The following is a 22,576-nucleotide window of genomic DNA, read 5'->3' as shown; positions in this document are numbered from 1 at the left end:
CTATCCGCTCGTTCAGAGAGACCCGTTGATCCGCCCCGTTTTTGAGCCCGAAACTCTGCCCGTCGAAGCGACCGGCGCCGATCTGCCACCTGTGACCGCAGGGCGTCTGACGCCCGATGGTCTGCGTGGGCGTTTCGAGCAGCGCCTTAGATGGGCGCCTGAGCCGATTATCGAAACGCCTTGGCGCGATACGCACGTCGATCCGCGCGTTGCCGCCGTGCTGGTGCCACTGGTGGTGCGCGACAACGGCCTCACCGTGTTGCTGACTCAACGTGCCGACCATCTGAACGACCACGCTGGCCAGGTGAGCTTTCCTGGTGGCCGTCACGAACCATTCGACCAGGATGCGACGGCCACGGCATTGCGCGAGGCACAGGAAGAGGTCGGCCTCGATCCGTCGCATGTCGAAATTCTCGGTGCGTTGCCCGACTATCTGACGGGCACCGGGTTTCGCGTGACGCCCGTGATCGGTCTCGTGCATCCGCCATTCACGTTGCAAGTGGATGCACTCGAAGTAGCAGAAGTATTCGAGGTGCCGCTCGCTTTTCTGATGGACCCCGCGCATCACGAAGAGCGTGTGTTTCGTTACGAAGGCGGCGAGCGCCGCTTCTTCGCCATGCCCTATCCGCGGGCCGCGTCCGCGGAAGCCGAAGATCGCGAGAGGCAGGTGGGCGGTCACTATTTCATTTGGGGCGCGACGGCTGCGATGCTGCGCAACTTCTATCGCTTCCTCGCAGCGTGAGCCGCATCGGGTTGTGCAGTTGTCGGGTGTTTGTCAACGTCTGCGCTCAGTCGCATCCGACCCTGTGCTATCGTTATAAAACAACCGTAAAAACTCGAAAAGCACGGCGCACCGCATGACTTTTTTCTCCGTATTGCTGGCTCTGATCATTGAACAGGTACGCGCGCTCTCGCTGAACAATCCGGTGTCCGCGTTGCTTCAATACCATGCGGAGTCGGCAGCGCACGGATTCGACGCCGGCAAGCCCAGGCATGGCCTGCTCGCATGGCTCGTGGTCGTGGTGCCGTGGACGCTGGCCGTGGCGCTCGTCTACTACGTGCTCTATCACATTCACTTTGCGCTGGCGTTCCTGTGGAACGTCGCGGTGCTGTACTTCACGCTTGGCTTCCGGCAGTTCAGCCACTACTTCACCGACATCCACCTCGCGTTGAACAACGACGATGTGCCGCGCGCGCGCGAAATCCTGAATGAATGGACCGGCCTCGACACCGTCGACATGCCCGTCAGCGAAATCGTGCGTCATACGCTGATTCACGCGGTGGTGGCCTCGCATCGGCATGTCTTCGGTGTGTTCTTCTGGTTCCTGATTCCGGTTGGGCCGGCGGGCGCGGTGTTGTATCGGATTGCCGAGTATCTGGCGCGCACGTGGGCACGCCCGGTCGACGATCGCACTGCTGCGTTTTCGAGCTTCGCACAGCGGGCTTTCTTCGTGATCGACTGGGTGCCGGCGCGCTTGACCTCGCTGGGCTTCGCGATTGTCGGAAATTTCGAAGACGCGATTTATGCATGGCGCAACCATGCCCGCCAGTGGCCGGATGCCAATGACGGCGTGTTGCTGGCCGCGGGCAGTGGGGCGCTGGGCGCACGGTTGAGCGGGCCGCTCGCCGAGCAGTCGAGCCTCGACGCACTGGCTACCGGCGACGGCGGCCCGATGCAGGTCGGCGACGACTGCACGCCGCGCACGCTGCAATCGGCTGTGGGCCTCGTGTGGCGCGCGGTGGTGCTGTGGATGATTTTATTGCTGATGCTGACGATTGCGGTGTGGCTGGCTTGAGGCCACGCTAACGCAGTGCATAAGAAAGCCGGACAGATACACATGTCCGGCTTTTTTATTGCCTACGCCACGATGGCTTGGCGCCCAGCGGCTTCGCCCCGAATTGCGTCTGCCGAACCGCTTCACCCATCCAGCGGGTTACGCGCGGTCCCACACTGCCAGCACACAGTGAACTGCGCTTCGAGCGTTTCGCCGCACTGCCGGCATTGCCACGAAGGCGAGCCTGCCGCGGGTCCATGCAAAGCCGCATCGATCAGGCGGCGAGCCATCGCTTCGTCGCGTTCATCGACTAGCCACAGCTCAGGTGCGCATTGATCCGCCGGAATATCGCCGAGCGCACCGTTGAGATACCGGTTGTGCAACTCGCAAGCGATGCCCGCCATCTCCAGCACATTGACCCAATGCTGTCCGATGATCAGGTTCGGCGCGCGCATCAATTTCATGGTGAGTCCAAGGTTGACGGCAACGCGCGTTAGCGCACAATCTGGCCGGCTTCGTGCACGAGTTGCGCATACAGTGCATGCCGTTCGCGCCGGATGCGGCCATCAGTGACTGCTTCGAGAATCGCGCAACCCGGCTCCTGCAAGTGATGGCAGTTGTAGAAGCGGCAGTTCGGCAGCAGCGGGCGAAACTCCGGAAACGCACGTTCGAGCCTGCCTTCGGTCAGGTGATGCAGGCCGAACTCCTGGAAACCCGGGGAGTCGATCAGCGCACCGCCGTCGCCACCGACCAACGGGTAGAGCCGCGTGAAGGTCGTGGTATGCCGCCCGCTGTTCAACGCCGTCGAGATTTCGCGCGTGGCGACTTCGGCATTCGGAATCAGCAGATTCACCAACGTCGATTTGCCCATGCCCGACTGGCCGAGCAGTAGCGTCGAATGCCCTTGCAGATGTTCGATCAACGCGACACGCGCGGCCTCTGGTTGCATCTTGATCGACACTTCGACCACGGTGTAGCCAAGCGCGCGATAAGATTCCAACCGCCTGCGCGCGCCCTCCAGCTCGCCGGTCACGTCGATCTTGTTGAGTACGATCAATGGTTTCAACCCGTGCGCCTCAGCGGCAACCAGCGCGCGCCCAAGCAGGTCTTCACTGAAATGGGGTTCGGTCGCGAGCACGATCAGCAATTGATCGAGGTTCGCTGCGAAGAGCTTCGACTTGTACTGATCCGAGCGATACAGCAGATTGCGGCGTTCGCCGATCTCGACGATCACGCCCTGATCCGCCGAAGTCGGCTCGTAGATCACGCGATCGCCGACTGCCACTTCGCTGCGCTTGCCGCGCGGGAAGCACTGGAGCATCGGGCTGCCGTCTTCCGGCGCGACCAGGTAGTGGCGCCCATGAGCGGCGATCACGAGGCCGCCTACGCGCGTGCTGGACGGCGCACGCGGCGCTTTCGGGGAGCGGGCGCTCATGCGTGCCGCAGCAGACGGTCGATCCGCTGCGACGCCGGCGGATGCGAGTAATAGAACGCGGTGTAGAGCGGATCGGGCGTCAGCGTCGACGCGTTGTCCTCGTACAGCTTGACGAGCGCGTTGACGAGGTCTTGCGCATCGGTTTGCGTCGCAGCGAAGGCGTCGGCTTCAAACTCGTGCTTGCGCGAGCTGAGGCTGCCGAGCGGCGTTACGAAGAACAGGAATACCGGCAACGCGAGGAAGAACAGCACCAGCGCGAGGCCGCTATTGCCGCCGATCAAGGACGGCCGCACGCCCAGCCCTTCGTAGAACCACACGCATTGCGTCAGCCAGCCGAGCAGGGCGAGCATCACGAGGCTGATCGCGAACGTGACGATCAGCCGCTTGATCACGTGACGGCGCTTGAAATGACCGAGTTCGTGCGCGAGCACCGCTTCGATTTCCTTACCCGACAGGCGTGCGAGCAGCGTGTCGAAGAACACGATCCGCTTGGCCGCGCCGAAGCCGGTGAAATAGGCGTTGCCGTGCGCCGAACGGCGGCTGCCGTCCATCACGAACAGGCCATTGGCGGCGAAACCGCAGCGCTGCATCAGTGCTTCGATGCGGCTTTTCAGCGCTTCGTCCTTGAGCGGTTCGAACTTGTTGAAGAGCGGCGCGATAAACGACGGATACAGCACCAGCACGAGCATCTGGAACGCCACCCACACCACCCACGTCCATAGCCACCACAGGCTGCCGGCCTGGTTCATCAGCCACAGCACGACGAACAGTAGCGGCAGGCCGAACGCCGCGCCGAGCAGCACGCCCTTGAGACGATCGAGGAAGAAAATGCCCTTGCTCATCCGGTTGAAGCCGAAGCGTTGTTCGACCACGAATTGCCGGTAGTACTCGAACGGCAGGTCGATCACGCCGGTGATCGCGATCACCGCCGCGACCAGCGCGATCTGGCCGACGTAGCCGCGGCCGAGCCAATCGGAGGTCGCCAGATCGAGCGCCTGGACGCCGCCGAGCAATGTCAGACCGATCAGCACCGCGGCGCTGACAACGATTTCGATCATCGTGAGGCGCGTGCGTTCGACGGTGTAGTCAGCTGCGCGCTGGTGCGCGGTCAGTGCGATGGTGCCGGCAAACTGGCTCGGCACCTGCTCGCGATGGCCGGCGACGAAGCGGATTTGCCGCGACGCGAGCCACAGTTTGGTGCCGACCATCGCCACGACGGCGACGACGAACAGAACGGTGAAGTACAGGGTAGGCATCCGGGGATTCCGTGGTATCTATGCGAGAATTATATGTTTCTTCCCGCCTTGGGGCGGGGGCGATAAGTCCAAACCGGCCCAAACCGGCTCAAACCAATCTCAAACGAACAATCGCCGTGGCAAGCCGGCTTCCAGCGAAGCCGTCTGCCCGGCCATCAGGGTTGCCTTCATGACTGACATCCTCGCATCCACCGAACAGCCGCCGCTCGTGCGCAGCGACATGAATCTCGTCTGGCTGGACATGGAAATGACCGGGCTCGAGCCGGACACCGACCGCATCATCGAAATCGCGGTGGTGGTGACGAATTCGACGCTCGACAGGCTCGTCGAAGGCCCGGTGCTGGCGATTCATCAGAGCGACGAGACGCTCGCCAAAATGGATCAGTGGAACCAGAACACGCATGGCCGCTCGGGCCTGATCGACCGCGTGAAGGCGTCGACCGTGAGCGAAGCCGACGCCACCGAACAGATTCGCGACTTTCTTGGCGCTTATGTGCCGCCGGGCAAATCGCCGATGTGCGGCAATTCGATCTGCCAGGACCGCCGCTTCATGGCCCGCTGGATGCCGGACCTCGAGCGTTTTTTCCATTACCGCAATCTCGACGTCAGCACGCTGAAGGAATTGTGCCGCCGCTGGCAGCCGGCCATCTACAAGGGCTTCCAGAAGCGTGCGATGCACACGGCGCTGGCCGACATCCATGAATCGATCGACGAGCTGAAGTACTACCGCGAGCACTTCCTGATTCCGTCGGCCGCGTCGGCCCCGGAATCGACGGCCGCGGAATAACTCGCCGGCTTTATCCCTGCCGAGGCGCGCGCTGCGCGTTCTTCGGCCGGAACGCCTTCACCACGTCGGCGTTGGTTTCCACATACGGGCCGCCGATCAGGTCGATGCAGTAGGGTACTGCGGCGAAAATGCCCGGCACCTTCACCGCGCCGCCCGCATCGGCGTCGCGCAAACCTTCCAGCGTTTCCTTGATCGACTTCGGCTGACCCGGCAAGTTGATGATGAGCGCCGCGTGTGCCGCGGTTTCGCGGATCACCGCCACCTGGCGCGACAGAATCGCCGTCGGCACGAAATTCAGGCTGATCTGGCGCATCTGTTCGCCGAAACCCGGCATTTCCTTCGTGGCCACGGCCAAGGTTGCTTCGGGGGTCACGTCGCGGCGCGAAGGACCTGTGCCCCCGGTCGTCAGCACCAGATCGCAGCCTATGTCGTCCACCAGTTCGATCAATGTGGCGGAAATAGTGGGCGCGTCGTCCTGAATGAGGCGGGTGACGACCTGCAGCGGCGAGGTCAAAGCCGCGCCGAGCCATTCCTGCAAGGCCGGAATGCCCTTGTCCTCGTACACGCCGGTTGACGCGCGGTCGCTGATCGACACGAGGCCGATCACGATTTCGTCGGGATGCTTACGCGTCACCTTATGCGTCTCGGTCGTCATCGTCGTCTTCCAGGGCGTCTTCGGCGTCGGAATCGGTCTCCGCCGACGGGCCGTCGGCGTTCTTGATCCACTTGAACAGCTCGCGGAAGTAGCGCGGCGGCTTGCTTTGCTGCGCTTCCTTGCGGGCGTTGCGGATCAGCGTGCGGCCCTGCTGCGGGTCGGCGTTCGGGTGCTGGCGGATGAATTCGGTCAGCGCGGCGTCGTCGGCGAGCAGTTTCTCGCGGGTGCGCTCGATCCAGTGCAGCTTGGCCGTTTCCGCCTTGTTGACGCCGTTGTAGGTGTCGAGCGCGGTGCGCAGCGCGGCGGTTTCCTCGTCCAGCAGCGAGCGCATCACGCGGCCCACATACTGCACCTGGCGGCGCTTGCCTTCGTGATCGGTGATGCGGCGCGCCTCGCGCACGGCGTCGTCGAGCTTTTCGGGCATCGGCATACGCTTGAGCGCGTCTTTGGGCAGCGCGATCAGCGCCGAGCCCAGCTCCTGCAGCTCGTGCATGTCGCGCTTGAGCTGGGACTTGCTGGGACGGTCGTAGCCGTTTTCGTCGACTTCCGGCTCGGCGGATTCGATGGGTTGAATGCGGGTTTTGCGTGTCATACCTATATTGTATCGTGCCGCGCCTCCCGGGCCTGCCGTGCTGCTGCGCACAAGGCCCCGCGCGCGCTTTGCAAACCCGGCCGGCTGGGACGAAGCCCGAGCCAGGCCGAGGCAAAGGAAGGCTCATCGAATGCCAGGTACAGCTTCGCGGACCTTGCTATGATCGCGGGATGCTTAACGACGCCAATGCACACGCCCGTGCGTGGCATGGGCGAACATACAGGGCCGCTCGGCCCCGAACAGGACGGCAACGACAATGGCAGCAGACATGGACGTCAAGCAGCGCTTTTTTCCGCATACCCAGGATGAGCTGAAGGAAATCGCCTCGGACATCCTTCGTCACGCGAAGTCGCTCGGCGGCACCGACGCGGCAACCGAGATTTCCGAAGGCGACGGCCTGTCCGTCTCCGTGCGGCGCGGCGAAGTCGAGACGATCGAACACAACCGCGACAAGATGGTCGGCGTGACGGTGTTCATCGGCAACAAGCGCGGTAACGCGAGCACCTCGGACTTTTCGTCGCAGGCTTTGAAGGACACGGTCGCGGCGGCCTACAACATCGCCCGCTTCACCGCCGAAGACGACTGCGCGGGTCTCGCCGAAGCCGAGTTGCTCGAAACCGCGCCGCGCGACCTCGATCTGTATCACCCGTGGAACCTGTCCGCGGACGAAGCGGTGGAAATCGCCCGCCGCTCGGAAGACGCCGCGTTCGCCACCGACCCGCAGATCAAGAACTCGGAAGGCGCGAGCGTGTCGGCACAGCACTCGCAATTCGTGCTGGCCACCTCGCGCGGTTTCCTCGCCGGCTATCCGTATTCGCGCCACTACATCGCCTGCGCACCGATTGCCGGCAGCGCGCGCAACATGCAGCGCGACGACTGGTACACATCGACTCGCAGCGCGGATGAGCTGGCCGATCCGGAAGCGGTGGGCCGCTACGCCGCGCAACGCGCGCTGGCGCGCATCGGCGCGCGGGGTCTGGATACCCGCAAGGTGCCGGTGCTGTTCGAAGCACCGCTCGCCGCCGGTATTCTCGGCGCATTCGTGCAGGCCACGAGCGGCGGCGCGCTGTATCGCAAGACCTCGTTCCTCGTCGACAGCCTCGGCAAGCCGGTGTTCGCGCCGCACGTGCAGGTGGTCGAAGATCCGCACGTCGCGCGGGCGATGGGCAGCGCACCGTTCGACGAAGAAGGGGTGCGCACCAAACAGCGTTCGGTGGTGAAAGACGGCGTGGTGGAAGGCTACTTCCTGTCCACCTACTCGGCGCGCAAGCTCGGCATGCAGACCACCGGCAATGCCGGCGGCTCGCACAATCTGTCGCTGCGGAGCTCGAACACGCGTCCGGAAGACGACTTCGAAGCAATGCTGAGGAAGCTCGGTACGGGCCTGTTGTTGACCGAACTGATGGGGCAGGGCGTGAACTACGTGACGGGCGATTATTCGCGCGGTGCGTCGGGCTTCTGGGTCGAGAACGGCAAGATCCAGTATCCGGTCGAGGAAATCACGGTGGCGAGCACGCTGCAGGAGATGTTCCGCCACATCGTCGCGATCGGTGCGGATACGATCACGCGCGGCACCAAGGAAACGGGCTCGGTGCTGATCGAACGCATGACGATCGCCGGGCAGTAAGCGGTTCGCTTAAACCGGCCGTGGACCGCCGCGGTCCGGCCGCGCAAGCAGGCCACAAACAAGAAACGCCACGCAGGCAATTGCGTGGCGTTTTTTATACGTGGGTGCGTGGTAGCCGGCGGTCAGTGCTGAATGCCAGGAGCCTGATGCGCCCGGCTCAGCACAGCACTTCAAGTGCCCTTGCGCTTGTAAGTCACGAACGCATAGTCGAAATCGTTCGGCGCATCCGCACGATGCGTTTCATGCGCGACTTCTTCCCACTCGTTCTCATCGAGTTCCGGGAACGTCGCGTCGCCTTCGAAGTCGACGGAAATCTCCGTGATGATCAGCTTGTCCGCCTGACGCAAACCTTCCGCGTAGAGTTGCGCGCCGCCGATCAGAAACGCTTCCGGCGCCTGGTCCTGAGCGGCCAGCTGCAGCGCCTCCTCGAGGGTGGTGGCGGCATCGCAGCCCTGAAAGCGCCGTGCGGCATCCCGTGTCACGACAATGTTGCGGCGTCCCGGCAACGGCCGGCCGATCGATTCATGCGTCTTGCGGCCCATGATGATGGGCGCGCCCATCGTGGTGCGCTTGAAGAACGCAAGGTCTTCGGGAAGTCGCCAGGGCAACTGGTTGTCGCGGCCGATCACGCCGTTATTGGCGCGAGCGACGATCAGAGTGAGCGTCGTCATCGAATGGAAAGGGGAATGTAACCGGAGTGATTCTACCTGACGCGCACGTGGGGGCCACCGCGCGTCAGGGGCTTCGGCCGGGTCATCCCTGCGGGGGATCGTCGGCGGCGCTCAATTCCCTCAGCCCGTGCTGACTCATCAGCCGGTATAGCGTGACGCGCGAAATATTCAGATCCATCGCCGCCTCGTTAAGCCGGTGACGATGGCGCAGCAGCGCCGCTTCGATCGCGCGCTTTTCGGCGGCGTCGCGCGCTTGCGCGAGGCTCATGGTTTGTTGCGCGGTGAAGTGTGCGAGGTCGAGGTCGTCGGCGGAAATCAGCTTGTTCTCCGCCATCACGATCGCGCGGCGCACCCGGTTGATCAGTTCGCGCACATTGCCGGGCCAGTTGTAGTTGTAGAGCGCCTCGATCGCCGATGGAGCGAAACCGCGGATTTTGCGCGCGCTGTCGGTCTTGAACTTGTGCAGAATGTGATTCGCGAGAATTTCGATGTCTTTGCCGCGCGCGCGCAAGGGCGGTTCATCCACTCGCAGCACGCACAGGCGGTGAAACAGGTCGGCACGGAACTGCCCCTCGCGCATCGCGCTTTCGAGGTCGACGTGAGTGGCCGAAATGATGCGCACGTCGACCGGAATCGATTCGCGGCCGCCCAGGCGCTCGATCTTGCCTTCCTGCAGAAAGCGCAACAGGCTCGCCTGGCTTTCGAGCGGCAGATCGCCGATTTCGTCGAGCAGCAGGGTGCCGCCGTCGGCGGCTTCGACCCGGCCGATCTTGCGCTGATTCGCGCCCGTGAAGGCGCCGCGCTCATAGCCGAATAGTTCGGACTGCAACAAATGATGGGGTATCGCGCCGCAATTGATCGCAATGAACGGCGCCTTGCGGCGCGGCGAGCGTTCGTGGATCGCGAGTGCGGTGAGCTCCTTGCCGGTGCCCGATTCGCCGGAAATGAACACGCTCACGTCGGTATTCGCCACCTTGCGGATGGTGCGAAAGAGTTGCTGCATCGCCTCGCAGGTGCCGACCATTTCCTCGTCGCCGGCCTCGCTGACAGGCGGGGCGAGTTCCGGCTCGCAAAGCGTCACCATGCCGAATGCGTGGCCGACCAGATAGTCGACCGTCGCGTTCGCCACCGGCATCTTCACATAGTCGAAGCAGTAGTGGCGCACGAGGCGCCGCACCTGCGGATCGCTGAGCCGTTCGTTGGTGGCGAGCGCGATCCAGCCGACCTGTTGCTGGCGCAAACCCGTTTCGAGCCCGTCCAGATCGCGCGGCGGAAAGCTTGTCAGATCGACGATGCCGGCGCAGGCCACGTCGGGTTTCACGAGCCTGCCGAGTTCATGCGCCGAGCGGGCCACCGCGACGTTCCAGCCGCGGCTCTTCAGATGCGCGATGAGGGGTTCGTCCGGCGTGCGTGCCACATACAGCAGCATGCGTTCGGCTTGCGCACGCGCCGCCGGGGAACCGCCTGCGCGTGCGGCACGCGTGTCGATCGCCGCTACCGCAGGCCGGCTCGTTACGGCTTCGACGGGGCGGCCCGCAGGTATCGCCTTCGGCAGCGCAAGCGTCATGTGTGAGCCTGCTCCCGCCACCGGAGTAACACTGGTCAGATGAGGTGATTCACGCACGTTCGACCTCTTATCGTTGACACGTCAGAATGTATAAGGAAACCGCACGCCGACCACGAAGTTCGGCGCGTCGGGTGTCAAGCCGACGGAAACCGAACCGTTGATGGTCAGATGCTTGTTCACGACGTGGTTCAAGCCGAAATTCAATGCCGCCGCCGTGGTTTCGCTGCCGGGTACCTTTTCGTATGTGCCGCCAGGCGCCCGCGTCTTCGATTCGGGTTCCAGCGCCATCGTGTAGGAGATGCTGGCCGAGTCCTTGTCGGAAAAGGCCAGCGCCACGCCGCCGCCGAACTGCAGGATGTCGCCGAGCTTGACCGTCGCCGGCTGGGTCTGCCCTTGCACCGACGAGATATCCGCGAACGAGCGCGCGAGGTTGTAGGTGTACGAAAGACTGCCGAACAGCACCACCGGGTCGTAGGTTTTCAACAGCGAGACGCCGGCCGTGATGTTCCAGAAGCCGGTACCGGTGGGCAGCTTGCTTGGCGCCACCAGGTTGGTGTTGTTGGCGTCCACCTGCACCAGCTTGTCACCGAACGGCGACGTGCCGGTGGGCGCCTTGATACGCAGGCTGCCGACCACGTCCGGCAGGCTGTTGGTTTCTTTCAGGAACTGGTAGTAGATCCCGAAGTTGACGTCGCCGATGGCGCTGCCGTTCACCGACGCGTCCGAGAGCGTGCTCGCCGCGCCGCCCGCACCGCCGACGATGAAGTTGCTATGCCGGTAGATGTACGGTACGTCGACATCGATGCTCATGCGGTCGGTCAGACCGTAGCGCGTATCGAGATCGGCCATCACCTGGTGCGACTTGGTCTCACCCAGGTTGATGTTGCCGAGGAAAATCGCGTCGAGCGCGAGGAAGCCCGACAACTGCAACTGACGACGATCGTAGTAGGTATCGCTGATGCCCCAGTCCATCGTCAGCTTGTGATCGAAGAGCGGCGCATGTTCGCGCTGCACGACCGCTTCCTCGGCCTGGGTGCGCACCGGTTCGCTGGCTTTCTGGGTCGTGCCGATCGCACCGCTGCCGTCGGTGGCGGCCGGCAAGCCGCCCGCGCCGTTGCCTTCGGGCGGCGGCGGATTGACCGGCACGCCGGTCGCCGTGCCTGTGTTGCCGCCCGGTGCGGGAGCACCCGGATTGACCTGAGCGAGCAGCGGCAGCGGCATTGGCAGGCCGTCGGCGCCGGGTTGTTCGGCCACGGCTTCGCTGCCTGCCGGCGCCCCATAACCCGGCACGCCGCGGCCGCGTTGCGCCATTTCCAGATTGGTAACCTGGCGCTCGAGTGAGTGAATCTGCCGCTGCTGCTCGTCGACCACGCGCATCAACGTGTTGAGACGATCTTCTACCGATTGTCCAGCGAGCGCCTGCGCGCTCGCCCCCGGCGAAAGTGCGAATAGCATGACGGCGGCCGGAATGGCCGCCAGTGCCATGCGCGGCACTTTTATCGATGAAAAATTGGTCATTTTTTGTTCCCCCGGTGTTCCGGCGGCGTGCCCCCTGCCTCCTGGCGGCGCGCTGCCGTGTATCAGTACTGCCTGTGCTGCGGTCGGCGGGTGGCGGCCCGCGTGGTCATCTCCTGTTTTGCAGAGCTTGTAGTACGCCGAGCTGACGGATCATCGCGGCCGACATTTGCTGCGTCTGCAAATGCAACTGCAACGCGTTGGCGACTTGCTGGTTATTGCCTGCAATCTGCAGCAACTGGGCGATTTGCCCGTTGCCTGGCGTGATGGTCTGGGTGGCGAGCCCGGCCGGAGTCTGCAACGCGACGCTGATGCCGTTGCTGCCGAACGAAATGCCGGCTTTGATGGACCCGGTCGAATTGCTGGCCGCTGCCGACGGTGCATTGGCGGTGCCCGTCAGCGTCACGGCGTTATTGTTGAAATCAATGAGTGCGGAGTTCGCGCCGACGTTGCGATCGCCGGCCACCTGCGTGACTTGCGAAACGCCGTTGACCGAGATGCTCTGTCCGCCGTTTGCCCGCGCGTTGGGGTTGGCCCCCGAGTTGGCCGCGGAATTGCCGGGGCCGCCGCCGGTCACGCTCGCAAGCGTGTTGACGGTACTGGTCACTTGTCCGGCCGTGTTCTGCACGGCAGCGAGCGTCCCTTGGGCTGTGGCGCTCACGCCATTGGGCAAGTGCCATTGCGAAATGACATTCAGCACGAAGCCGGAAATCATCGTGGCGCCGGCATATTTGCCGGTCTGATTGGCGAGGACGTCGTCGTCCACCATCTGCACCTTGATGGCGGCCGACTCGATGTCATGTGAAGCAGGAAATTCAGGCAATGGTGGCGAGCCGGCGCCTTGTGACGCATAGGCGCTGCTGGTCAGGCCGCACATCATGATGCAGATTGCGAGGCCTAACGGTGAAAGATGGCGCTTCATGGTTGGGTCAGAACAGGTCTGCCTTGATCAAGCCATACTCGACAAAGGGAGTCGCCGCAGTGCCATTGGCCAGCGCGCTGGCGCGAAGCTTGAGCGCGAGCGACTCGTTGTCCTGCAACAGCGGTGAATCCTCCCTGAAGGGTTTGCCGAGAACCGCGAACACAAGGCCGTTCCAGGTCCTGGCGAAGTCCCCTTCGAGCACGATGCGATTGCCGAGCGCCGGATCCGCAATGAAGACGCGGCCTTCCTGTGCATGCTTGACGATCACGAAATGCTCGTACCCGTCGATGTTCATGAGAACCATCACGGGGATCTGTAAGTGTTGGAGCGCGTCGGCGTTGACCCGGAAGCCGCGGCCGCGCAACCCGATGGTCTCGACGAACTTCTTCATGTCGAGCATCGAGAAGCCATTTTTGACAACGATCTCGGGCGTCGAGAAAACCATCATCCGGCGGATCAGTTCGGTCTCCGGAATGTCGATGCCATAGCCGTACTTGAGGAGGGTAGCGAGGGCCGCCGCACCGCAGCTGTAGTCGAACTGCTGGTTGACGATGTGGCTGTAACGGATGTCCTTCATCGAACGAACCGTCTTGGTCAACGGAACGCCCGCCAGCGTGGACGTGTCGATGGTCGCCTGTGCGTCGACATGGCCCACGCACAGCGTGCAACTTGCCAGCGCTACGGCGAACTGTAGCGCCCGGAACCCCTTGAACCCGGACATGCTGGTCTCCCGCTTATGCACGCGCCGGCCGCTTCAATGGCCGCCGGCGCGTTCCTCCCGATTGCTTCTTTCAGGCTTCTTGCGCCTGCTGACGGCTTAGTGGCCGCTGTTCAGCGCAGCGATTGCAAGGCCGTTGTGTTGCAGGTTGCCCGCGCCGCCGGCGATATTCACGCCGATGTTGCCGGATGCGTTGGCGAGCGAGCCTGCACCCAGCATCGCGGTGCCCTGGAATTGACCCGTGACCGTCATGCCGGCGGTCTGCGAGTTGCCATCCGTGGCGACCATGGCTGTCGTCAACGCGTTGCCCGGCGTGGCTGTCGTGACTGCGCCCGCGAGGCTGTTGTTCTGCACGTTGCCGATGCCCGAGGCCACGTTCACCCCGACATTGCCCGTCACACCCGACAGCGAGCCGTCTCCGATCGACGCATTCAGATTGAAGTTGTTGATCCTGGCGGTGCCGCCCGACGATTGCGCGTTGAAGATCTGCGCGTTGCCGAACACGTTGCCGATGTCGACCGAAGCGAGCGCCACGTCGTTGCTTTGCGCGTTGCTGATGCCTTCGGCGATGTTGATGCCGAGGTTGCCCGACACGCCGTTAGCCGCATTGGCGCCCGTGGTCGCGGTCAGCGTGCCCGCCGCCTGGGTGTTGATGTGCTGCGTCACCGAACCCCGGGTCGTCACGTCCGTGGTGGCCAGGCTCGCGTCGATTCCCCAGGCTGCGCCATAAGCCTCGGTGGAGGACGACTTGCTATTCGAGTAGCCGGACGATTGTTCGCCGACCGCGACGAAGCCCGAGCCTTCATTGGCCTTGTAGCCCCACACCTTGCCTTGCCCGGATGCTTCCGATGCTTCGAAGCCGCCGGCTACGCCTGATTTGTTGGCGTAGCTCGATTCGTTATAGCCGGCCTGGAATCCGCCGCCTGCATGGAACGAACCGCTGCCGGCGTGCGGCCCGTTGTGGACCTGATAGTTGTAGCCGCCGCCGATCGAGCCGCCTGCTGCGATATGGGCGCCGGAATTCTGGCTGGTGTGGCTGAAGCCGCCTTCGATTGCCGATGCCTGCCGGCTGGTTTCATAGCCGCCGCCCGCCACCGCGCTGCTTTGATTGCCGTACGCATAGCCGGCCGAGGCTTGATAGCCTTGCGAGGAAGAGGACATGGAGGAGCGGCTTTGCGTCTCCACGGCAAAGACCGCGCCGCCGCCCTTGATGGACGACGAATTGTTGTTGACGGTCGTCGTCACCTTACCCGTGGTATAGCTCTGCGCCTGCGGATTGAGCGTCGCATTCACGATGACCGACTGGTTGTTGTTGATGACCGCGCCCGCCGTGCTGGACACGTGCACGCAACCAAACAGGCCTACCAGACCCTCGACGCCGACCGCTTCACCGACCAGCGTGGCATTGAACAGGTAGGCCTTTTGCGGTGCGGCAAACGCGCTGCTGGATGCGGCGACGAGGACGGCTGCAGCAATGAGAGTGCGCTTCATGATTCGCTCCGATACTTAAGTGTGGTCAGTTAAAAAAAGTGCCCGCCGGGGGACGGAGCACAAAACTGTTTGCCGTGGCATTACCGGCGCCGGCTGTCTGGTTGATCTGCACGATCCCGCTGACGTTCCTGAAGGCATCGCTGGATATGTTTGCCTCGCGTACGCTATGAACCCCGATGGATTGACCCGGACCTCCGTTTTTCGGGGCCGTCGCGGATAGCTCCCCATCCGAGACGGTCTCGACTCCGAGCGCGGCAGTACCCAGCTGGGTGCTGTTGCGCTGCAGATTTCCTGCTCCGGCGGACTGGTTCACCAACATCGCACCGGATGTATGCGAAAAAGCATTGGCTTCGATCGAGGCCCGCGCATTCGTGACCTTCGCGGCCACCGACGCGCTCTGCACACTGGCGTTGTCGTTGCCGACCACGCCGCCGTTTGAAACCGTGACCTGATTGAGCTGCGCGTTGTTGATGCCGGCCGTTTCATTGACCGTGAACGCGCCGGTGACCCCTGCGCCGGCGCCATTGCCGATCGTCGAGTCAGCGCCGATCTGCGGCACCGATTGCGCTTGGGCGTGGCCCGACACGAAGACGGCGCCACCCATGCAGACGCACAGCGCCGCACGCAGCGAGCGGGATTTGAGCGCGCTCATTTCAGACCTCCAAGCGAGCCGCTTAGCGCGTTCGACAGGGGGGCCAGCGCGCCCGTCACCGAGGACGTGATGGTCCCGCCGATACCCGGACCCGGCATGCCGATGCCGCCGGCGTTCAGTGCGACGGTGTTGCCGGTTGCCTTGCCGCTCAGGATTTGCGTGACTGCCTGCATGCCGGTGCCACCGAGTCCTCCGGCTTCGGCAACGCCACTCGACCCGTGCGCATTCGTCAGATCGGTATCGCCGACGAGCTGGGCGAGCGCCGGATTGAACGTATTGGCGGGGAAGGTGGTGGCGCGCACCGCGACCGGGTCCTGATTCCTCGGGACCGGCACGAAGGCGTCGCGCGGGGTGACCGTACGCTCGACAATGACGTCGCCTGGATTGACGGCCTGTTGCGCGAGCGCATCGACGGTGAAACACGCGGTGAGCAGCGCGACGACGGTTGCCAAAGTGGCAGGCAACAGGGTGGGCGACGCCGCCGGCGGCGTGGGTGCGCGCGGCGTCCGGATGGGAGTAGTCATGTCGGTCCTTGCTTTCGTCTTGTGAGCGTGGGGTGTGTTGGGCACACCACAGCCGCCGATTTGCACCGCTAATCTGGTCCGGCTACTTTCTTTGGTAACTGGCGACGTTGCTCTGTGCAGCGCGCGCGGCGTCGACCGGAATCGGCAACGGCGGGGGCGGAGCGATCTCGTCCCATAGCGTCACGTTGCTGCCTCCGCCATTGCCGCGCATCAACTGCGGCGTCGCGGCCACCATCACCATGCCGACCGCACCGCCGCGCTGCCGCGACAGCACCTGGTCGTCGAGCGAAATATCGTTCACGGATGCCGCCGCGGCGGGAATGCTCGGCACGTCGTCGGCAAGCTGGGGGATTTCGGTGGCCGTCGGGTCCGGCGCGGCCGCCACTGCGGGCGCCGGGCTCGCGAGGGTGGCGGATCCGGCAGCGGCGGTTTCGGCCAGCGTGGCGGATCGAGTCAGGGCGGATTCCTGTGCATCGACGCCGGCAGGCAGCGCGATCAGAGCCACTGCGGCGCACAGTGCCGCGCAAGGTGCGATGCTGCTCAGGTCGATGCGGAAAACGAATCGCATGATGTGTCTCCTTGGTGCACAGCATTTAGCGAAACGTGTGCCATGAGTCGCAATCCATTGGTGCATCTGGATGTGCCCCGCATACCTCGGAGTAACAGCTGGGAAATCGGACAAAAACGTTTCAGCGCTGAAACGATAGGGAGAAAATACCTGCGATTCGTGAATCGAAGCGGTATGAACTACCGTCGGCTGAACGCCAGGAAAAGCGCTTCCACACGCGTTTTATTCATAGGTTGAATAACAATTCACGGGTCGCCGGGCCTTGCTGGGTAAGGGGTCTCCGATTAAATTCGCATAATTGTTTTCCAAGTGGCGCGCGTATAGTAAGCTCTCGAAAACAGCTTCAGATTTAAAAAAGCCCGCTAACGGGCCGTCTCAAACACACACGCCGCTTTCTTGGGGATCAGCTGTCCGCACGGAATGGAATGGCCGTTCGGTTTTTGCTATTTTGCGAATCCCGAACGAGTCAGCGTGTCTGAACCTTGGTTCAGGTGCGTGCGTCATCCTTAACGTTCGTTGACGAGAGGATCTGAATAATGGAACCCGCAACGCGGCAACTGATTTACGTTTCACGCGATCCGAGCGCCGAGTTGAATACGCGCTTTCATCAGCGCGGCTGGCATGTCGAAGTCGTGGGGTCGGCGCGCGACGTGCGCCGTGCTGTTCGCGCCGGAATGGCGGCGGGCGGCTTGCTCGATCTGTCTAGCGATTTTCAGCCACACGAGATCGCCGCCTTCGAGTCCTGCCTCACCATGCCGAACGTGGGCTGGGTCGCCGCCACCACACCGGGGCAATTGCAGGACGCCGCCTTGCGCCGGCTCGTGCGCGACTACTGTTTCGACTATGTAACGGTGCCGTACTCGGGCGACCGGATCGTCGATTCGGTCGGTCACGCCTACGGCATGATCTCGCTCGGCGAGCCGGCATCGAACGATGGATCGCAAGGCGCCGAAGGCGAAATGGTCGGTTCGTGCGACGCGATGCTCGCGCTGTTCCGCTCGATCCGCAAAGTGGCGATGACCGACGCGCCGGTTTTCATTTCCGGTGAATCGGGCACCGGCAAGGAGTTGACCGCGGTCGCGATCCACGAACGCTCGGCGCGCCGCAATGCGCCGTTCGTGCCGATCAACTGCGGCGCGATTCCGCCGCATCTGCTGCAATCCGAACTCTTCGGCTATGAGCGCGGTGCGTTCACCGGCGCCAATCAGCGCAAGATCGGGCGCGTGGAAGCGGCCAACGGCGGCACGCTGTTTCTCGACGAAATCGGCGACCTGCCGCTCGAAAGCCAGGCGAGCCTGCTGCGCTTCCTGCAGGAACGCAAGGTGGAGAGGCTAGGCGGCCACGGTTCCATCGACGTCGACGTGCGCATCATCTCGGCAACTCATGTGGACATGACGGCCGCGATGATCGAAGGGCGGTTCCGTTCCGACCTGTATCACCGCCTGTGCGTGCTGCAAATCGACGAACCACCGCTGCGTGCGCGTGGGAAGGATATCGAATTGCTGGCGCGGCACATGCTGGAACGGTTCAAGAAAGATGCAAGCCGCCGGTTGCGCGGCTTCGCGCCCGATGCCATCGCGGCGCTGCATAACTACGGCTGGCCGGGCAACGTGCGCGAGTTGATCAATCGCGTGCGGCGCGCCATCGTCATGTCGGAAGGGCGCGCGATCACGGCGCGTGATCTCGAGCTGGCCGAATATGTGGAGATCGTGCCCGTGTCGCTCGCACAGGCGCGCGAAGCGGCTGAACGCCAGGCGATCGAGCTCGCGCTCCTGCGTCATCGCGGGCGTCTCGGCGATGCTGCGCAGGAACTCGGCATCTCGCGCGTGACGTTGTACCGTTTGCTGTGCTCGCACGGCATGCGCCATATGGAAGGCGAACCGCTGGCCGTGCCGCACGGCGAGTTGCCGGCTTCGGTGCCGCATCTCTAAGGGGTGGTTCTCTTCGATATTTTCGCCGCTGCAGGCCGCGACCGGGCGCCGCCTGGCTGCGCTTGTTAAAATCGGGTTTTCCGCTCAATCTCCGTGGCGTGTGCGCCTACCCAGGCGCGCGCCTCGTCGAAGGAACCCGCATGAAACAATACCTCGACCTCGTCCGCACGATTCTCGACACCGGCACGTGGCAGGAGAACCGCACCGGCATCCGCACCATCAGCATGCCGGGCGCAATGTTGCGCTTCGACCTCCAGCAGGGCTTTCCCGCCGTCACCACGAAAAAGCTGGCATTCAAGTCGGCGGTCGGTGAACTGGTCGGGTTTCTGCGCGCTTCGCGCAGCGCCGCGGATTTTCGCGACCTTGGCTGCAAGGTGTGGGATGCGAACGCAAACCAGAATCCGCAGTGGCTCGCCAATCCGTATCGCCAGGGCCCGGACGATCTCGGCGACGTGTACGGCGTGCAGTGGCGCCAGTGGCCGGCCTACAAGGTGCTCGACGCAAGTGCGAGTGCACAGTTGGCCGACGCCACCTCGCGTGGCTTTCAGGTGGTGACCGAATTCGAAGAAGACGGCGACCGTAAAGTGCTGCTGTACAAAGCGATCGACCAGCTGCGCCAGTGTCTCGACACGATCATGCAGAACCCGGCCGACCGGCGCATTTTGTTTCATGCATGGAACCCTACGGTGCTGGACCAGATCGCTTTGCCCGCTTGCCACCTGCTTTATCAGTTCCTGCCGAACGTCGCGCGCCGTGAAATTTCGCTGTGCCTATACATTCGCAGCAACGATGTCGGTCTCGGCACGCCGTTCAACCTGACCGAAGGCGCGGCTTTGCTGCACCTGGTCGGCCGCTTGACGGGGTACACACCGCGCTGGTTTACCTACTTCATTGGGGACGCGCACATCTACGAGAATCAGCTCGACATGTTGCAGCAGCAGCTCACGCGCGAACCCTACGAAAGCCCGGCCTTCGCGATCTCGGACCGGGTGCCGGACTATGCGAAAACCGGCGTGTACGAGCCGGAATGGCTCGAGAAGATCGAGCCGTCGGATTTCTCGCTGGTCGGTTACCGGCATCACGAGCCGCTGACGGCGCCGATGGCGGTCTGAACGGTTTCTCCGCAGCCTGCTCAAAGAAAAACCCCCGCGATTCACATCGCGGGGGTTTTTTCTTGCCGCCGTTGCCTACCGCCTGAAAGACGTAGACGCGTTTAGCTTCGTGCGTAGCCTTTAGCCTTTGTGATGCTCGTCGCGGTTGGCGCCGCTCGAATGCTGCTCCGCGTGCTGCGGCTGCGGTTGGGGGCGCGCCTGCTGCGCCGGCTGCGGTTGAGGACGCGGCTGCTGCACGGGCTGCGGATGGAACTCCGGACGCGGCTGCGGTTGCGCTTGCTGCGGACGCGGCTCAGGACGCGGCTGCTGCACGGGCTGCGGATGGAACTCCGGACGCGGCTGCGGTTGCACCTGTTGCGGACGCGGTTCGGGACGCGCCTGCTGCACCGGCTGCGGACGATACTCCTGGCGCGGTTGGGGCTGCTGCGCCTGTTGCATCGGCTGCGGATGGAATTCCTGCTGCCGCGGCGCTTGAGGCTGGGCGTGAACTTCCGCTGGGCGCGGCGCCTGCGGCTCAGGTTGTCGCTGAGCCTGCTGCGGTTGCCGCGGCTGCGGCTGCGGATGAAACGCCGGCTGGCGCGCCTGCTGCTGCGCTGCGGCCGGGTTCTCGGCCGGACGCGGTACGCCATGCTGTTGCATACCCGCATTCGCTTGCGCGCCGGGCTGTTGCGCGAACCCCGGCCGGCCGGTCAACTCCTGCGGACCGCCATGCTGCTGCGTCTGCTGGGCCATCGGCGTGTGCGGTTGTGTCCATGCAGGTTCATGCCGTCCTTCGGCGCCCGGTTGCCGACCCGCTTGTTGCGCCATGCCGTGCTGCTGCGTGTAAGCGTTCGGGTTGGCGCCGTTCGCTTGCGGCGGACGCGGCACGCCATTGAACGGATGACCGGTTTCGTTGGGTTGCTGCCGCGTGTTGGTCATTTGCGACGGCATGCCTGGCCGCGCTTGCGGTTCACCACCATGTCGCGGTTGGCCGTTGAACGACGCTTCGCCCGGCCGCTGGCCGGCCTGTTGCATGCTGGCGGGCGCACCCGGCGCACCCGGCGCCGCGCCCGGCGTCCGCCCGGCCATATGCGACTGCACGACCCGCACGTTCTGCACCGGCATGGCGCCCGGGCCGCCCGCCATGTGCGCCGGCACCGTGGTCCGCACGATCGGCGCGCCCGCTCCCGGCACCCGTCCACCGCTCTGTGCGAATCGTTGCGCGAGATTGTCGTGGTAAGCGGCCGGCATTGCCGGACTGCGGGTCGCGATCACCGGGCGTGTCATTACGCCGGCCGGCGGTCGGTAATTCGCGTTGCGCTGGCCCGGTCCGAAGCTTTCCCGCACCGGCGCGATCCCCGGGCCGCCCGGATTGATCTTCGCGTTACGCCATTGTTGCGGATCGACCTTCTGTGCGAAGCGTCCAACCGGTTGCCCATGCACGAAGGCCGTCGCCGGCACTGCGGTCACACCGCCCCGCGCGCGATAGTTGATGTACGTGTTGTGAATGTTGTTCACATTCACGTTGGTGACGTTGCGGTTGTAGTTGTTGACGATCGTTGTCTGGTTGACGCGATCGTAGTAACGAGGACTCCAGTGATCGTGGCCGCCCCAACGTGGATGCCACGGTTCGCCCGGGCCGAGCGGGAACCACGCGACGCCGGCCGCGACCGCCCCGCCGATTGCCAGGCTCACGCCCCAGTCGACCCCGCCGCCACCGCCGCCTACGAAGGCAACCAGCGCCGGCGCGTAGACGGGCGGCGCGCTGACCACGATGGGTCCCGGCACCCACGCCCACGCGTCGTCGACCTGGGCCCAGCGGCCGTAGTGGTAGGGTGCGAAGCCCCACGGCGCGTCGTCGATCCAGGTCCAGCCCCACGGCGCCTGCCACACCCAATGGCCGTCGTGGTAAGGCGCCCACCCGGCGGGCGTTGCACGCGGCACCCACACTTCACCGTACTGAGGACTACTGCGCCACGTACCGTTGGCGTCGAGGTCCTCGTAGCCGGGAATGTCGCGTGACACGTAGCGCGCCGACACTGAGCGGTCTTCCGCTGCATCGCGGCTCGCCGCCCACTGATCCAGACCGTCGAGGCCGGGCGCGCCGGTGTCGGCGACCTGTTGCAGGTTGGTGCCGGCAAAGCGGATCTGCTGCCCGGCGGCAACCGGCACCTGGCCGCTGTCGCCGTAGACGGTCGCGCTGCCGCTGCGCACGGTGACGGTGGTCGTGCTGCCGTCCGGCGCGACGTCGACGCGATAGTCGCCCGGGCCGTTCAGGCCGAGCGCCAGATTCGGCGTGTCGATTTCATACGACGAACCGGGCGACAGTTCGCGCACGCGCGCCGACAACGTGCCCTGCGCAACTTTGAGTTGCGCGCTGTTGTCGTCGAGATTCAGCAGGTCGAGACTGGTGGACGAGCCCAGACGTACCGCCGTCGAGCCAATATGCAGTTCGGAGCGCGCGTTTTGATCGTTCCATAGCTGATCCCCCGTGGTGAGCGGACGATTGATCTGCGCGTAGGACCAGTCGGTTGCGCCGGCCGGTTCGGTGGTCACGGTGCCGGCCGTGTAGTTCAGTCGCGCGACGCGCCCCGGCGGATCGGTATTTTGCGTGAACGCTCCCGGCGGGGCCTGTGCGGCTTCCTGCGCGAGGGTGGCTTGCGCCGCAAGCAGGAAAGCAGCGCCGGCGATCAGCGTGTAGCCGGTGATCCGGCGTTTTGAATGTTGGGGGGTGGTCACTGTTCTCATGATCGGTCTCCGACGGACGCGGCATCCTGCGGCATCCGTGAACCACTGTAC

Annotated in this window: 21 protein-coding genes; 6 read left to right on the top strand and 15 right to left on the bottom strand. The window is 64.0% G+C overall.

The window, feature by feature from the left end; translation table 11 throughout:
- The first annotated feature begins 25 nt into the window (after positions 1-25).
- Positions 26-742 (top strand): CoA pyrophosphatase, encoded by a 717-nt coding sequence (locus ACAX43_RS04660; RefSeq protein WP_370707254.1) that lies wholly within the window; start codon positions 26-28, stop codon positions 740-742.
- 115 nt (positions 743-857) lie between these two features.
- Positions 858-1,796: a CobD/CbiB family protein gene (locus ACAX43_RS04655; protein ID WP_370707253.1), complete on the top strand. Its 939-nt coding sequence runs from the start codon at positions 858-860 to the stop codon at positions 1,794-1,796.
- A gap of 122 nt (positions 1,797-1,918) precedes the next feature.
- Here ACAX43_RS04655 and ACAX43_RS04650 read toward each other — a convergent pair whose 3' ends face one another.
- The 3 genes from ACAX43_RS04650 to ACAX43_RS04640 are packed head-to-tail and all read right to left on the bottom strand — an operon-like array spanning position 1,919 to position 4,466.
- Positions 1,919-2,239, bottom strand: a complete 321-nt coding sequence (locus tag ACAX43_RS04650) for a DUF2007 domain-containing protein (protein WP_370707252.1) — start codon at positions 2,237-2,239, stop codon at positions 1,919-1,921.
- Positions 2,240-2,268: 29 nt separating this feature from the next.
- A complete protein-coding gene (gene rsgA / locus ACAX43_RS04645; RefSeq protein ID WP_370707251.1) occupies positions 2,269-3,210 on the bottom strand; it encodes a ribosome small subunit-dependent GTPase A in 942 nt (313 codons plus the stop codon).
- Positions 3,207-4,466 (bottom strand): M48 family metallopeptidase, encoded by a 1,260-nt coding sequence (locus ACAX43_RS04640; protein WP_370707250.1) that lies wholly within the window; start codon positions 4,464-4,466, stop codon positions 3,207-3,209. The genes rsgA and ACAX43_RS04640 overlap by 4 nt, the downstream gene beginning before the upstream one ends.
- 169 nt (positions 4,467-4,635) lie before the next feature.
- Here ACAX43_RS04640 and orn point away from each other — a divergent pair, with 169 nt between their 5' ends.
- On the top strand, positions 4,636-5,253 hold the full coding sequence (gene orn, locus ACAX43_RS04635; RefSeq protein WP_370707249.1) for an oligoribonuclease: 618 nt from the start codon (positions 4,636-4,638) through the stop codon (positions 5,251-5,253).
- Between the two features lie 10 nt (positions 5,254-5,263).
- Here the strand turns inward: orn and mog are convergent, their stop codons facing one another.
- The gene (gene mog / locus ACAX43_RS04630) at positions 5,264-5,908 is read right to left on the bottom strand and encodes a molybdopterin adenylyltransferase (protein ID WP_370707248.1); all 645 of its coding nucleotides are present in this window, start codon (positions 5,906-5,908) and stop codon (positions 5,264-5,266) included.
- On the bottom strand, positions 5,889-6,500 hold the full coding sequence (yjgA, locus tag ACAX43_RS04625; RefSeq protein WP_370707247.1) for a ribosome biogenesis factor YjgA: 612 nt from the start codon (positions 6,498-6,500) through the stop codon (positions 5,889-5,891). Before yjgA ends, mog begins: the two co-directional genes overlap by 20 nt.
- Positions 6,501-6,756: 256 nt before the next feature.
- Between yjgA and pmbA the strand changes: the two genes are divergently transcribed.
- A complete protein-coding gene (gene pmbA, locus ACAX43_RS04620; RefSeq protein WP_370707246.1) occupies positions 6,757-8,127 on the top strand; it encodes a metalloprotease PmbA in 1,371 nt (456 codons plus the stop codon).
- A 170-nt stretch (positions 8,128-8,297) separates the two neighbouring features.
- On the opposite strand, the gene ACAX43_RS04615 is transcribed toward pmbA, so the two are convergent.
- The 9 genes from ACAX43_RS04615 to ACAX43_RS04575 all read right to left on the bottom strand — a co-directional run bounded on the left by ACAX43_RS04615 (position 8,298) and on the right by ACAX43_RS04575 (position 16,755).
- Positions 8,298-8,798, bottom strand: a complete 501-nt coding sequence (locus ACAX43_RS04615; RefSeq protein WP_370707245.1) for a dihydrofolate reductase — start codon at positions 8,796-8,798, stop codon at positions 8,298-8,300.
- A gap of 82 nt (positions 8,799-8,880) precedes the next feature.
- Positions 8,881-10,365, bottom strand: coding sequence for a sigma 54-interacting transcriptional regulator (locus ACAX43_RS04610; RefSeq protein WP_370707244.1), 1,485 nt, complete (start codon positions 10,363-10,365; stop codon positions 8,881-8,883).
- A gap of 81 nt (positions 10,366-10,446) precedes the next feature.
- The gene (locus ACAX43_RS04605) at positions 10,447-11,883 is read right to left on the bottom strand and encodes a hypothetical protein (RefSeq protein WP_370707243.1); all 1,437 of its coding nucleotides are present in this window, start codon (positions 11,881-11,883) and stop codon (positions 10,447-10,449) included.
- Between the two features lie 106 nt (positions 11,884-11,989).
- A complete protein-coding gene (locus ACAX43_RS04600; RefSeq protein WP_370707242.1) occupies positions 11,990-12,802 on the bottom strand; it encodes a peptidase C39 in 813 nt (270 codons plus the stop codon).
- 7 nt (positions 12,803-12,809) lie between these two features.
- Positions 12,810-13,523: a C39 family peptidase gene (locus tag ACAX43_RS04595; RefSeq protein ID WP_370707241.1), complete on the bottom strand. Its 714-nt coding sequence runs from the start codon at positions 13,521-13,523 to the stop codon at positions 12,810-12,812.
- 96 nt (positions 13,524-13,619) lie between these two features.
- Positions 13,620-15,011: a hypothetical protein gene (locus ACAX43_RS04590; RefSeq protein WP_370707240.1), complete on the bottom strand. Its 1,392-nt coding sequence runs from the start codon at positions 15,009-15,011 to the stop codon at positions 13,620-13,622.
- A 25-nt stretch (positions 15,012-15,036) separates the two neighbouring features.
- Complete coding sequence (locus ACAX43_RS04585) at positions 15,037-15,663, bottom strand: hypothetical protein (protein WP_370707239.1); 627 nt, start codon at positions 15,661-15,663, stop codon at positions 15,037-15,039.
- Positions 15,660-16,187 carry a hypothetical protein gene (locus tag ACAX43_RS04580; RefSeq protein ID WP_370707238.1) on the bottom strand — a complete coding sequence of 176 codons (528 nt, stop codon included), beginning with the start codon at positions 16,185-16,187 and terminating at the stop codon, positions 15,660-15,662. Before ACAX43_RS04580 ends, ACAX43_RS04585 begins: the two co-directional genes overlap by 4 nt.
- A gap of 82 nt (positions 16,188-16,269) precedes the next feature.
- Positions 16,270-16,755, bottom strand: coding sequence for a hypothetical protein (locus tag ACAX43_RS04575; protein WP_370707237.1), 486 nt, complete (start codon positions 16,753-16,755; stop codon positions 16,270-16,272).
- Between the two features lie 536 nt (positions 16,756-17,291).
- On the opposite strand from ACAX43_RS04575, the gene ACAX43_RS04570 reads away from it, so the two are divergent.
- Positions 17,292-18,686 (top strand): sigma 54-interacting transcriptional regulator, encoded by a 1,395-nt coding sequence (locus ACAX43_RS04570; protein WP_370707236.1) that lies wholly within the window; start codon positions 17,292-17,294, stop codon positions 18,684-18,686.
- Between the two features lie 140 nt (positions 18,687-18,826).
- Positions 18,827-19,798, top strand: coding sequence for a thymidylate synthase (locus ACAX43_RS04565; RefSeq protein ID WP_370707235.1), 972 nt, complete (start codon positions 18,827-18,829; stop codon positions 19,796-19,798).
- A gap of 120 nt (positions 19,799-19,918) precedes the next feature.
- Here the strand turns inward: ACAX43_RS04565 and ACAX43_RS04560 are convergent, their stop codons facing one another.
- A complete protein-coding gene (locus tag ACAX43_RS04560; RefSeq protein WP_370707234.1) occupies positions 19,919-22,525 on the bottom strand; it encodes a DUF6600 domain-containing protein in 2,607 nt (868 codons plus the stop codon).
- Between the last annotated feature and the right edge of the window lie 51 nt (positions 22,526-22,576).

Source organism: Paraburkholderia sp. IW21 (assembly GCF_041321145.1).
GTDB lineage: Bacteria > Pseudomonadota > Gammaproteobacteria > Burkholderiales > Burkholderiaceae > Paraburkholderia.
Note: the sequence above shows the minus strand (reverse complement) of the source record. Positions and strands in the feature narration are given on the sequence as shown.